The 12,681-nt window shown below is 46.1% G+C and carries 10 protein-coding genes and 1 tRNA gene; 8 read left to right on the top strand and 3 right to left on the bottom strand.

Annotation, left to right across the window (positions count from 1 at the left end; translation table 11 throughout):
* Positions 1-61: 61 nt before the first annotated feature.
* Positions 62-2,668, bottom strand: a complete 2,607-nt coding sequence (gene mprF / locus H0G69_RS08975) for a bifunctional lysylphosphatidylglycerol flippase/synthetase MprF (protein ID WP_180304736.1) — start codon at positions 2,666-2,668, stop codon at positions 62-64.
* Between the two features lie 192 nt (positions 2,669-2,860).
* On the opposite strand from mprF, the gene H0G69_RS08970 reads away from it, so the two are divergent.
* From H0G69_RS08970 to H0G69_RS08960, 3 genes are all read left to right on the top strand, one after another.
* Positions 2,861-2,936, top strand: a tRNA-Asp gene (locus H0G69_RS08970).
* A gap of 64 nt (positions 2,937-3,000) precedes the next feature.
* Positions 3,001-3,876 carry an RluA family pseudouridine synthase gene (locus H0G69_RS08965; RefSeq protein WP_180304735.1) on the top strand — a complete coding sequence of 292 codons (876 nt, stop codon included), beginning with the start codon at positions 3,001-3,003 and terminating at the stop codon, positions 3,874-3,876.
* Between the two features lie 70 nt (positions 3,877-3,946).
* Complete coding sequence (locus H0G69_RS08960) at positions 3,947-4,423, top strand: S-ribosylhomocysteine lyase (RefSeq protein WP_180304734.1); 477 nt, start codon at positions 3,947-3,949, stop codon at positions 4,421-4,423.
* 89 nt (positions 4,424-4,512) lie between these two features.
* Here H0G69_RS08960 and H0G69_RS08955 read toward each other — a convergent pair whose 3' ends face one another.
* Positions 4,513-5,235, bottom strand: coding sequence for a DUF4811 domain-containing protein (locus H0G69_RS08955; protein ID WP_180304733.1), 723 nt, complete (start codon positions 5,233-5,235; stop codon positions 4,513-4,515).
* Positions 5,235-6,665, bottom strand: coding sequence for an MDR family MFS transporter (locus tag H0G69_RS08950; protein ID WP_240164389.1), 1,431 nt, complete (start codon positions 6,663-6,665; stop codon positions 5,235-5,237). Before H0G69_RS08950 ends, H0G69_RS08955 begins: the two co-directional genes overlap by 1 nt.
* Before the next feature lie 266 nt (positions 6,666-6,931).
* Here H0G69_RS08950 and H0G69_RS08945 point away from each other — a divergent pair, with 266 nt between their 5' ends.
* The 5 genes from H0G69_RS08945 (at position 6,932) to H0G69_RS08925 (ending at position 12,606) form a co-directional block, all read left to right on the top strand.
* Positions 6,932-8,122: an IS256 family transposase gene (locus H0G69_RS08945; protein WP_034539119.1), complete on the top strand. Its 1,191-nt coding sequence runs from the start codon at positions 6,932-6,934 to the stop codon at positions 8,120-8,122.
* A 139-nt stretch (positions 8,123-8,261) separates the two neighbouring features.
* The gene (locus H0G69_RS08940) at positions 8,262-8,708 is read left to right on the top strand and encodes a MerR family transcriptional regulator (RefSeq protein ID WP_180304731.1); all 447 of its coding nucleotides are present in this window, start codon (positions 8,262-8,264) and stop codon (positions 8,706-8,708) included.
* A gap of 73 nt (positions 8,709-8,781) precedes the next feature.
* A complete protein-coding gene (locus H0G69_RS08935; RefSeq protein ID WP_006500663.1) occupies positions 8,782-9,129 on the top strand; it encodes a hypothetical protein in 348 nt (115 codons plus the stop codon).
* 239 nt (positions 9,130-9,368) lie between these two features.
* Positions 9,369-11,246: a ribonuclease J1 gene (gene rnjA / locus H0G69_RS08930; protein WP_006500662.1), complete on the top strand. Its 1,878-nt coding sequence runs from the start codon at positions 9,369-9,371 to the stop codon at positions 11,244-11,246.
* 148 nt (positions 11,247-11,394) lie between these two features.
* Complete coding sequence (locus H0G69_RS08925; protein ID WP_034540738.1) at positions 11,395-12,606, top strand: CPBP family intramembrane glutamic endopeptidase; 1,212 nt, start codon at positions 11,395-11,397, stop codon at positions 12,604-12,606.
* Positions 12,607-12,681: the final 75 nt, after the last annotated feature.

Here is a 12,681-nt window from a genome sequence, read left to right as displayed (position 1 = left end):
ACTGATTAAAAATTGGTCAACTAACAAAAAAGCCGCCTCATCTTAAGAGACGACCTTTTAATTAATGTTTGAGAATATCTTCAATTAGCTGCGGTTTCAGCCGCCGACTGTGATCGGGGTTTGAACGCTGATTGACGACACTGACCAGGGCCAGCATTGAACCGACCAACGAGCTCTTTTTACGGTAGACGGTGTAGCGTGACAGCCAGATATCGGCATATTTTTCTTTATAGTTGCGCAGTCCTTGGAAGCCATAGAGCCGATAGCCGTACTCGTAAATAAAGTGCGCGGCCTTTTCTTCGATGAAACTAAACTGTGATTCGCCCACGTTACTCAATGGGGCCATTCCCAGATCAAAATATTCATAGCCGACTTTTTGACCATACAGGAATAGATTGACGAAAATCATATCCATGATGCCTGATGGTGCCAGATCGCGATCGTGACGCATCAAATCGATCGTCAGAATCTGTTTGCCCCCGGTAGGCATCAGCGTTGCAAAGGCCACGATCTGCTGGTCTTGATTTTTAACGATGGCAATTGGGGCCTGCTGCAGGTAATATTCATCAAAAAAGCCCAATGAAAAGCCCTTTTCAACCTGCTTACCCAGCCAGCTGTCGGAAACGTGCTTCAATTCTTTTAACAGATCTTGATTAAATGGCGGTTCTACCACATCAAACGTGTAGCCTTCACGCTCAAACTTGTGCATCAAGGCGCGCTGTGAACGCTGACGCTTACCGGCAAGCGTGAAGTCAGCCAGTTTAACCAGACCGTCCTCACCGGTTTTAAGAAAGTCAAAGCCAAATTCGTGCAGCAGCATGGTTGTCGACTGTCCGACCTCATAAAATACCAGCTGATAGCCATAGCGGTCAGCTTCAACGATGAACTGTCTCAGGGCATCGTGCAGTACGCTTTGGTCGCCGACTGGTTCGCCCATGATGATCAGCTTATCATATTTGCGTCGATACATGAAAAAGAGCCGGTCTTCTTTTTCAACTTGATAATAGTAGAGATTCTTATCGCGCAAAAAAGCCAGGTGACTGGTCTCATTGCCGCCAAAACGCTCAATCAGCTGTCGACAGCGTTGGGCATCGAATGAATGATAGCCGTTAAATGGATCGTAGCCGCTGGTGAAGTAGCGCAGAATGGCCAGCATGACCAAAATTCCTAAGATCAAGCCGATGAAACCGGAGAACCAGAGACTTTCACCAGGGAAGAACATGAACTGAGGAATCTTATGATGGTGATAGTAGTTTGGTTCATTTACAATCCCAATAATAATATAAAGTATAAAAATACCGACAAAGACGATCCCATCACTAAATGCCTTTCCTAGCGAATAAGCCATTTTTTCTCGATACAGGGCATGCCGCATGGTCAAAACGAGCAACAGCAGGATCAGCAGGTAGATGGTCAGTCCCCAGGTTCCCAGATTCCATAGCGTGTTGACCATACCGATCAGCAACAGAATCAAAGACGGCCAATATGCTTTTTTGAGCTTGGCCTGCACGCCGCGCGCACATGCCAGCATCGCAATGGCAAATAAAACGGTGCTTAACTGATGCAAAAAGAAGAAAGTGAAAGGATAGAAACGCTGCAGAAAGCGGCTGTTTTCAGTCAGATCAGGCAAGGAGGCATCGATCAGCATGAGGATACCGGAAAAGTACATAAAGACCGTGATCAAGACATGCGCGCTTTGATGCCAGATTAAGTTGGGCAGCCCCTTGAAAAAGCGATTAATCTTCTGGCAGAAATGGTATACAAACAATAACGCCCCAAAAGTCAACGGAACCAAATAGTAAAAGACGCGGAAGAAAACCAGCCAGACCAGAGCCGTTGAGCGATCAACGCCCAGCATACTCAACTCCATCAGCATGATGATGTCAAAGGAGCCGATTGCCCCAGGCAGCATGGAGATAACGCCTAAGAGCTGGGCGACGACATACATCGGCAGGACCAACAACAAATTGATCTTAACGTCCAACAGCCAGCCAATCATCAAGAAAAAGAGTGCCACCAGCAGCCACTCGCCAGTTGAGCTGGCCACGATGAACAACTCAAGCTTGGGCGTTAGATCCTTAAAAAAGCTGGAATTTTGTAGACGCGTGAAAATAAAGACGATAGGGAAATAAAGGCCGCCGCCGACCAGCCAGACGATGTAGCGATCAAAATGATGACCGTTCGGCACTAAAAGCAGTACTGCCAGCGCCAGCCAACAAAGAATCGAAAGGCCAGACAGTAAAAAGATGGCAATTTTTGAGATGGCAAACAGGACCTGTTTTTTACTGGAATGCTTGCCATAAAAATAGGCTCTTAAGGTTGCGCCCAGCAGTCCGCCAAAACCGGCGACGTTGGTCAGGGTATTGGTGATCCAGCCGCTTCTGATAATGTAGTGCTTAGAAAAACGGCCAGACAAAAAATGAGTAATGGCAAAGTCATAGCCAAGCATAGGCACGATGGAGATGCAGCCGCCTATCAGCATCATCAAAACGTGAATGGGCGACTGACTGGCAAGGCCAATACCGACACGGTGCCAGTCAACATCTTTTAAAAAGCTGCCCAGCGCCGTGATTACAAAAATAATCACTGAAGCAATGAACAGCAGCTTCAGCAGTTTGGCATAATGCTGCCACCAATTTTTAATGCGTGTAGCTAGGGATGAGTTCATGTTTCAGAATCCTCACTTTTTTATTATGTCAGCCTGACAAACAAAATGGTCTGCCAATTTGCAATTCAATATCAATAATAGTAGATTGCATCTGACGTGGCAAAAAATTTTTCAATTTAAAACGGCTTAATTTTGGTCGCTGCTATTGACGCTGAGCAAATCTTTTCGTATACTATCAATTGTTGTGAAATTGGTCCGTTGGTCTAGTTTTGGTTAGGACGCATCCCTGTCACGGATGAGATCACGAGTTCGAGTCTCGTACGGACCGCTATAGTTTTTGAAAGTTGGGATTTCGGTCTCAACTTTTTTTGTATGCTCTTTTGGAGGGAAAAATGGAAAATACTTGGATCTATCGTGGTCAAGAACCGATTAAGATTAAAAAATATCTACAGACTTTAGGCATGGGACATCGGATGTTTAACGACATTAAAAATGGTGCTGGTGAATTTCAGGTTGATCATCGAACGGTGCGACCAACGACTAAGATTTTACCCAATCAGCCACTGACAATCAAAGTCGTGCCAGAGTTTCCCAATCCAGACGTTCAGCCAAGCCACGGTACCCTGGAGATCGTGTATGAAGATGCCAACTGGCTGGTTGTCAATAAGCCGGCTGGTCTGGCATCGATTCCAGGACCGACGACTGGCGACGACACGCTGCTTAACCGCGTGACCGGATACTTGATGGATCAAGACTCGCCAGATCAGCGGCCGCATCTGATTACGCGCCTGGATCGCTTTACCAGTGGTCTGCTGCTGACAGCCAAGCATCAAGTAGCCGTCAGCATGATCAGTCAACAGGTTCAGCAGCATCGAATGGTTAAGGAATACCAAGCGATCGTTGAAGGCGTCTTGGAACACGATCATGGCATAATTGAAGAACCAATCGCGCGCGTAGCAGGACAGGCGCGACGCGAGGTCAGTGCCGATGGTCAGTTTGCCAGAACCGAATACTGGGTTGAAGAGCGCGGTGATGACTGGACATTGGTCAGGGTACGACTGCATACGGGACGGACGCATCAGATTCGGGTACATTTCAGCTACCTTGGTCATCCGCTGCTGGGAGATCATCTGTATGGCGGTCAGACCGCACAGTTTGATCATCAGCTGCTCTGCGCCTCGCATATCGCGTTTGACGATCCATTCACGCTGCAGCATCGCGACTTTACGATTGAATTGCCGGCAACGTTTGCCCAGGCCATGGTTTGATAATTTTATTCATACAGAGCTGATTAAAAGTTCTATAATAAGACTAATTAAGTTTTAGGAGGAATTTTTCATGGCTAAAGTTGAAAGTTTCACACTGGATCATACAAAGGTAAAGGCGCCATACGTTCGCTTGATTACGGTTGAAGAAGGACCTAAAGGCGATAAGATCAGCAATTACGATCTGCGTTTGGTTCAGCCAAACGAAAATGCCATTCCGACGGCTGGTCTGCACACGATTGAACACCTGTTGGCCGGCTTGCTGCGGGACCGCTTGACGGGCGTGATTGATTGTTCGCCATTCGGTTGCCGAACTGGCTTTCATTTAATTACCTGGGGCGAGCACAGCACGATTGAAGTTGCTAAAGCCTTGAAGTCCTCATTGGAAGAAATTGCCTACCAGACCAAGTGGGAAGACGTCCAAGGAACTACGGAAAAAAGCTGTGGGAACTATCGCGATCACTCACTGTTTTCTGCCAAGGAATGGTGCAAGAAGATTCTGGCACAAGGCATCAGCGACCAGCCGTTTGAGCGCCACGTCGTTGATTAGGCTTTTTGCGATATTAACAAAAAACGACAGCATTACATCGAATATGATGTGACGCTGTCGTTTTAATATTGATTAAGCGATGACTGCTTTTATTTGGCAGCCATCATTTTTTTGATCATCTGTGCTTGATATTCCTGTTGTGCCTGTTGGGTGAGCTTTTGCAGCTGAGCTTCCGTCAGATCAGGATTTTGCTGCTTGGCTGCCTGAACTCTAGCTGTAACGTAGGCGGCCGCTTGTGTTTTTAACTGAGCTTGAACTGCGGGGGATTTCAGTGCCTGGGCCTGCTTTTTTAGCGCCTGTGCCTGTTTGACTGAAATCTTAACAAACGTTTTTGGATATCTAAACGTATTGGTCCGCGAAACTAGATTCCCATCCATTTTGGAACCGGCAAACAGTACTTTATAAAAGTCGTTTTTAAAGCGCCAGCGAGTCTCTTTGACGGTTAAGGTCGCCTGATCTGAATCAGTCCAAACTAGGCGATTGGTCGTAAACTCATTGGCCTGCGTATGCTGGGGCGTTTTTTGCCGGGGCTTGGTCTGGTAGATGTATACGTTGTCTTTACCGGAAGTGCCAACTGGCTGGTAGAGCGCCAACTGCATCTGCGAGCTGGTTGAATAGATCTTTTGCGTCTTGGTCGTTGTGACTTGTTTCATTCCCCAATGCTCATGGAAGTTGGCCGTAATCATTAAAGTCGATCCCACAAAGATCAAGCCGGAGATCATTCCCAACAGCCAACGGGTACGATTGCTAGGTGAGAACATGATTGCGGCAAAGAAGGCAATGGCGCCGAGAAACATGATAATGGTAATCATTATGCATTGCCTCCTTTCTTGGCATTTGAGTCGTATTTGGCGTGAATCTTATTGCCATTCCCCAGTCGCGAAGTGGCCAAAAGACCGATTACGGCAAAGGCGATCGCAATCCAAAAGGCAGCATGATAGCCGTTGAGCGTAGCATCGATCATCTGCGACTTGTACTGCAACGGTGAGGCTTTAAGCAGTGAATGTACCGGTTTTTGCGAATTCGTCACGTTGGTCAAGACTGAGATCAGGATTGCTGAACCCATTGAAGAGGCTACTTGACGAATCGTGTTGTTAACGGCAGTTCCGTGTGAGATCATGCTGAATGGCAAAGCGTTCATACCGGAAGTAGTGACTGGCATCATGACCATTGAGATCCCAAACATGCGCACGGCATAAAGAAAAACAACGTCGAGGATTGGCGTTTCGCGGGTCAAGAATGCAAAGGGCAGCGTGCCGATCGTCAAGATAAACATCCCGGTCATTGCTAAGCGACGGGCACCATAGCGGTCGAAAAGATTTCCGGTAATTGGGCTCATTACCCCCATCATGATGGCTCCAAACAGCAGCGTCAATCCAGAATGGAAAGCCGACATGCCATGGACGATCTGCAGATAAAGCGGCAGGACCAATTCAACGCCGACCATGGCAATCATTACAACGGAGCTGAGCAGCGTGGCCAGGGCAAATTCCGGTGTTTTAAAGACCTTGAAGTTCAAGAACGGATGCTCCAAACGATTCTGGCGCCATACCAAAATGGCAATCAGAATGACGCCGATCAAAATGGTGCCCCAGACGATGGCATCAGTCCAGCCTTTGTCGCCGACTGATGAGAAACCATACAAGACACTGCCGAAACCAACCGTGGAAATAAGCAGTGAAAGCCAGTCCAAAGTAGGATCGGTAGTCTTGATAACGTTTTGCATCAAGAAGAAGCTGGCAAAGATCACGATGGCAACGATTGGAATGATCATGCCAAAGAGTACCCGCCATGAGTAGTTGTCAACTACCCAGCCGGAAAGCGAAGGACCCAGAGCTGGTGCCAACGCGATTACCAGACCGTTGATTCCCATGGCAGCACCACGTTTTTCAGGCGGGAAGATCGTCAGCATGATATTTTGCATCAGCGGCATCGTGATTCCGACCCCGGTTGCCTGAATCAGACGGCCGCATAGCAGAGTGCCGAAATTAGGCGCTGCAAAAGCCGTAATGGTACCCAGCTCAAAGATCGTCATCGCTGAGATATAGAGCCATTTTGAATTGAATTTATTGCTGAGATATGCCGAAACGGGAATCATAATCCCATTAACCATCATAAAACCGGTTGTCAGCCATTGAACGGTTGCCGTACTGATGTCGAAGGCCTTCATTAAAGTTGGAAAAGCCGTGGCCAGAATCGTCTGGTTTAAAACCGTACAAAAGCTCCCGATCAGCATTACCATTACCAACAGATTCCGATGGTATGGCTTGCCATTGATGTCGACTGCTGTATTTGCAGACACGTAAAGCCCTCCTTTGAAGTTACTGATTTTTTAAAAGCGATTATAAATATATGATAATTAAATATCTTTGTCAAATTTCTTGATAAAGATATTTAAAAATAGGGAGTGTAAAATATTTTGTGTAAATTTTCAAATTAAATTGAAAAAGGGAAAGCCTTCCCCGTATGATTAAATCGCTAAACACAATCAAAACGGAGGCTTTCCCTATGAACCAGTTTAACAAAGAAATTCTTGACGCGCTATCTTCTGACTCTAAAACATCATTAAAAGATGTCTTTCGCAATCAGTTGGAACAAACCGTCAATACATTACTTCAAGAAGAATTGTCGGCAGTCTTAGGCTACCAACCCTATGAGCGTAACGACAGTTCCGCTCATGGGGACAACGCCAGAAACGGATCGTATCAGCGAACCATCGATACTGAATTTGGACCAATCAATATTACGGTTCCGCGCGATCGTAAGAATAAATTTCGTAACGCTTTATTCGAACCATATTCACGGCGGACAGATACTCTGGAATCGATGATTATTAAAATGTATTCCAAAGGCATCACAACTCGTGAAATCGCTGATTTAGTTGAGCGCATGTATGGCGACTACTATTCACCAACTACCGTTTCAAATATTACTAAGCAAGTTGGCAACTTGGTTGAAGAGTTTCATGACAGGACCTTTAAGCACTCACAGTATGTTTGCGTGTTCTTAGACGCCACTTATATTCCGCTCAAGCGCGGAACTGTTGAGCGCGAAGCGGTTAATATCGCGATTGGAATTCGTAGTGACGGCGGTAAAGAAGTCTTAGACTTCTCGGTAGCACCAAACGAAAATGGTGAAGCATGGCGTGAACTACTTGAAAGTTTACGCAATCGAGGAATTGAACAGGTTCAGTTATTCATCGCCGATGGTTTTATTGGGCTCGAAAATGTGATTGCAGAAATTTATCCAAATGCTAAGTTTCAGCGCTGCTTAGTCCATGTGCTTCGTAATCTCACATCACATGTGCGAAAAAGCGATATGCGAGATTTGATGAGCGAATTTAAAGAAATTCGCCAATCTGAATCAATTGAAGAAGCAAAACAAGCTTTAGATAACTTCATTTTGAAATGGAAAAGCAAATATAGCAACCAGATGCGAAAATTGGGTAAGTTAAGTAACTTATTCACCTTCTACGAATTTCCGCCAAGCATTCGGGCATCAATTTACTCAACAAATTTGATTGAAGCTTTCAACAAAAAGTTGAAGAAGAAAATTCGCCAGAAGGAGCAGTTTCCAAATGAGGATGCCCTTCAACGATTCGTGACAACTCAAATTCTAGAATACAATGACAAGTTCGAAGAACGAGCACATCGTGGATTTCGAGGAAGCAAGGATACCTTGGATTCCATGTTTATTTAAGTAAGCATTTCATACAGAGAAGGATTTTCAAAAGTACACAAAATTATTGACACTCTCTAAAAATATTATATTGATTAGTGTTTTTAGGTTACAATGTAAAATGGTTATAATTGATAGAAAATAGGAAAGGAATCAGAAAATGAGTCCCATTACGGAAGAGTTCCGCAAGATGTTCGTTCATGAAAAACTGCGCATCAGCATGAGCGAGCTTTCGCAAGCAGCCAACGTTTCACCAAGCCAGATCAGATATTGGGAGCGCAAAGGCTATATTGCTTCAGAGCAGGATCAGCAAAACAAAAGCCATAAGTATACGTTGATGACGCTGGTGCAGGTGACCGGTATCAAGTATTTTTTAGATGAGGGCTTTACGCTGCCAGTTGCCGTCAAAAAACAAAAAGAGCATCGGACCATGGTTAAGTCGTTTAAGCATTTTGTTGGTGATCGGCTGCTGGATTTTGAAACTGATGAAATGACTGGTGCGACGCTGATCAATCTTGGAAAACTGGATGATGTGCCAGATAAGGAAGTCGTTGCAATCGTTCAAGGACCCGGACACGTTAAATTAACGCTGCGAAACCGTCAATAGGTTGGCAACTGCAGAAGTCGTAAAAAGTGTTAAGCTAGTAATGTACAAATTATTTTTAAAGGGGACGACTTCCATGAGCGAAGATACTTTTGGCTTTAATGAGCTGACCGATGCAGCACAGGACAATGCTTTAGAAACATTTGCCAAGTACTACGTCCGCCAGTACAAGCAGGACAATCTGGAAATTATTGACGCGCTGGCCGGTGACGATGAGGCAGTGGCGATGATCAATCAGATTCTGGAAGAAAACAACTATCTGACCGTTGCCAAACTGGCTGCAATGAGCATTTCGATGGTTAAGTCTTGCTACGTTAAGATCTTAAATGAGCTGTCGGCGCGCTTTGATGCCGATGGTGAACCAGTTAAGACCTGGGCAGAATGGATGCAGTCAGAGCATGCCAAGCTGCCCCAAGAAGATTAAATCAATCATGGCGCGGTACTCAGCCGTGCTTTTTATTTTTCCAAAAACGACTTACTACTAATGCCTTCTAGGATGTGTTAGAATAAACTAAGTTTTATTTGAACGGATAAATAATACGAGTTGCTCATTTTCAAATTCAGACGTGACGTCAGCTGTTTGACGGCGCTATTTTTACTTGCATTGATTTCTGGATTGCGAAAATTGACGAAATTTAATAACACAAAGGAAAGAAAGGTATTATGCGCAAATTAAAAATCAAAAATAATGAAGTCGCTTTTTATGCGATGGGTGGCTTGGGCGAGATCGGCAAGAACATGTACTGTGTTCAATTCCAAGATGAGATCATCATCATTGACTGTGGGGTCTTGTTCCCAGAAGACGAGCTGCTGGGGGTCGACTACGTTATTCAAAACTACGACTACCTGGTTGAAAACAAAGACAAGATTAAAGGGATCTTTATTACGCACGGTCACGAAGACCACATTGGCGGACTGCCATTCTTTTTGCAGAAGGTCAATGCACCAATCTATGCCGGTCCGTTTGCCATGTCTTTGATTCGTGGCAAGCTGGAGGAAAAACATCTGTTAAAGAATGCCGAGCTGCATGAAATCAATGAGTTTGATACGGTGCACTTTAAAAAGCTGTGGGTCTCCTTCTTCCGGACGACGCACTCGATTCCGGATACCTTGGGAGTTGCCGTTCATACTCCACAAGGCACGATCGTTCAAACCGGTGACTTTAAATTTGACTTAACGCCGGTTGGTCATCTGCCGGGACCAAACTTCCAACAAATGGCCAAGCTTGGTGAAGAAGGCGTTTTGCTTTTGACTTCGGATTCAACCAATGCGGAACGACCAGAATTTACCAAATCTGAACGCTGGGTTGATATTCATATTCGCCGGATCTTTGAGCGAATTAAGGGCCGCATCATCTTTGCCTCATTTGCCTCCAACGTCTACCGGCTTCGCGAGGCCAGTGATGCTGCCTTGAAGCAGGGCCGTAAGATTGCCGTGTTTGGCCGCAGCATGGAGAATGCAATTACGGCTGGACAAGAGCTGGGCTATCTGCACATTCCAGAAGATGCCCTGATTGATCAAAATGACATCAACAGCTACCCGCCAGAAAAGGTCATGATCATGTGTACCGGTTCGCAGGGTGAGCCAATGGCCGCGCTGAGTCGCATTGCCAATGGCACGCACCGGCAGATTGCCATTCAGCCTGGCGATACGGTTGTCTTTTCTTCCAATCCGATTCCAGGCAACACCACCAGCGTCAATGCTCTGATCAATAAGCTGGAAGAAGACGGTGCCGAGGTAATTCATGGCTATGTCAACAATATTCATACATCCGGTCATGGTGGTCAGGTTGATGAAGAACTGATGCTGCGCTTGATGAAGCCAAAGTTCTTTGCACCGGTCCATGGCGAATATCGGATGCAGAAGATTCATACCAAGCTGGCTGAACTAACTGGCGTACCAATGGATCACAGCTTCGTTTTGGCTAATGGCGATGTTTTAGCCCTGACCAAGGATACCTGCCGCGTTGCCGACCATATCGAAACGGCCAGTGATGTCTATATTGATGGTCGCGATGCTGGCGACACGGTTGGTAACCCAGAGATCCGCGAACGACGGATGCTTTCTGAAGAAGGGGTAGTTACCGCGATTGCCGTCGTTGACTTAAAAGACTACCAGATCGTGGCTGGGCCTGACATCGTTTCGCGAGGCTTCGTCTACATGCATGAATCACAAGAGCTGATCAAGGCGGCTAACCATGAAGTCTTCTGGGCAATTCTGAATACGTTTAAGAACCATCAGCACGTTGATCGGCGGGCAATCAACCGCACCATCGTCAGCCGACTGCAAAAGCTTTTGTTTGAATGGACGGGGCGGCGGCCAGTTATTATTCCGATGGTTACTATTTTGAATGCCGATGAGGAAGGGCAGGGCAGCGATCTGCAGCGTGACGTTCACCATAACGCACGACGGACTAATTCGCGTTCCAAGCACAAGGCCAAAAACGGTGCTGCCAATAATGAAAGCGACAAGCCACGGCCGCGTCGGCGTAGTCGTCCGGCGGCCAAGAAAAACGCGCAGCCAGTCGTAACTGAAAAATAGCAATTAACCAAAGCTCGTCTAAATGGCGAGCTTTTTTGATTATAATAAATTGACTTTTTCGATTCCGGACTTAATCAATTGTCTGCCCTCTGGTATCATGAAAACTGTAATTATTTTTGTTTTTTTCATTATTTAAGGAGGCTTTTTGATGTCAGGGAGAGACTATCTTCACATCTGGTATCAAGCCCAGCTGGTCGGCGCTTTGATTTTCTTGATTGCCGTTGCTTGGTGGAACGTCTTGATTATGGGGCGCGGGATCCGGTTGCTGGTATTCATTTTGGCGCTGGTTGCCTTAGAGGGGCTGATGATCACGATTGTCACGCATGTACCGCGCTGGCTGCAGGTTGTCGACGTGTTCTTACAGACTATGCTGCAGCCGATCATGCTGATCATGCTGTGGGGAACCGTCACCAGAGAGATCATCGTGCGGCTGCATCTGCCGGCACGAGGCGTAATTGCCGTAACGCTGCTATACTACCTAATCATGTTTGCACCGTTTACCAGTGAGATTGGCGGTCAATTGGAAAACGTGATTGCCCGCATCGTCTTTTTGGTTTATCTGTTTATGACAACGGTGATGATGATGCAGTACTTTTTGCCAGATAAGTTTATTCAGCCACAGTTGTTTAAGGAGTTTATTGGGACCGGCTTTTGGGGTGCCCTGGCATTTTTTGTTTCGGTAACGGTTTTGATGCGAGCCTGGCATCTGTCATGGCCTGGGCTGGTACCAACGTTTGGCACTGGCTGGAGCTGGTGGGTAATGAGCGTTCTGCTGGCTGTTTATGTAATTTATGTGGCATTTGACATTTTCCAAACTGGCTGGCTGCAGTTTGATTTTCACGTTCAATGGAACCGGCGCTTGGTCTTGACGGCTCTGGAAGCAGGAATTGCTGAAGAGACGCTTTGCCGATTTGGGATTTTAGGCGCGCTGCTTTATGCCTGCCGTAATCTGACGCAGCGCGTACCAATTGCGGTGGGCCTGAGTGCGCTCTGTTTTGGTCTGCTGCACCTGCCAAATGCTGCCGTGCAGAAATGGGACGTCACGCTTCTGCAGGCGATTTTTGCGATTGGTCTGGGTCTATACCTGGCCGTCGTCTATCTATACACGGGACAATTATGGCTGACGATGCTGATGCATTTCTTTATCGATGCAGCAATCTTTTGCTTAACGCATCATGAAACGATCGTCGGCAGCACCAGTCTGGCTGATTGGATTGCCCTGACGATTGAGTTTCTCTACTTTGTTGCGGTTACGCTTTGGATGATGTTTGGCAACCGCCGCTTGGTTATGGAGCGGCATGCCGATCGTTTTACTGGCGATCACCAGCATTTCGACTTCTCATTTGACTTTAGAATGTGAAATTTTGGTAAAGGCCCTATATTATCTTGAAAAAAAAGCTTATCATTATAAACAGCGATTTTTGAAAGGATGTTT

The organism is Limosilactobacillus mucosae, assembly GCF_013423865.1.
Taxonomy (GTDB): Bacteria; Bacillota; Bacilli; order Lactobacillales; family Lactobacillaceae; genus Limosilactobacillus; species Limosilactobacillus mucosae.
Note: the sequence above shows the minus strand (reverse complement) of the source record. Positions and strands in the feature narration are given on the sequence as shown.

Bases quoted from the DNA above. Each gene is read 5' to 3' on its own strand.
- H0G69_RS08945 (WP_034539119.1), top strand. From the start codon at position 6,932: ATGAACCAGTTTAACAAAGAAATTCTTGACGCGCTATCTTCTGACTCT.
- rnjA (WP_006500662.1), top strand. From the start codon at position 9,369: ATGCGCAAATTAAAAATCAAAAATAATGAAGTCGCTTTTTATGCGATG.
- mprF (WP_180304736.1), bottom strand. From the start codon at position 2,668: ATGAACTCATCCCTAGCTACACGCATTAAAAATTGGTGGCAGCATTAT.
- H0G69_RS08935 (WP_006500663.1), top strand. From the start codon at position 8,782: ATGAGCGAAGATACTTTTGGCTTTAATGAGCTGACCGATGCAGCACAG.
- H0G69_RS08950 (WP_240164389.1), bottom strand. From the start codon at position 6,665: ATGGTAATGCTGATCGGGAGCTTTTGTACGGTTTTAAACCAGACGATT.
- H0G69_RS08965 (WP_180304735.1), top strand. From the start codon at position 3,001: ATGGAAAATACTTGGATCTATCGTGGTCAAGAACCGATTAAGATTAAA.
- H0G69_RS08955 (WP_180304733.1), bottom strand. From the start codon at position 5,235: ATGATTACCATTATCATGTTTCTCGGCGCCATTGCCTTCTTTGCCGCA.
- H0G69_RS08940 (WP_180304731.1), top strand. From the start codon at position 8,262: ATGAGTCCCATTACGGAAGAGTTCCGCAAGATGTTCGTTCATGAAAAA.
- H0G69_RS08925 (WP_034540738.1), top strand. From the start codon at position 11,395: ATGTCAGGGAGAGACTATCTTCACATCTGGTATCAAGCCCAGCTGGTC.
- H0G69_RS08960 (WP_180304734.1), top strand. From the start codon at position 3,947: ATGGCTAAAGTTGAAAGTTTCACACTGGATCATACAAAGGTAAAGGCG.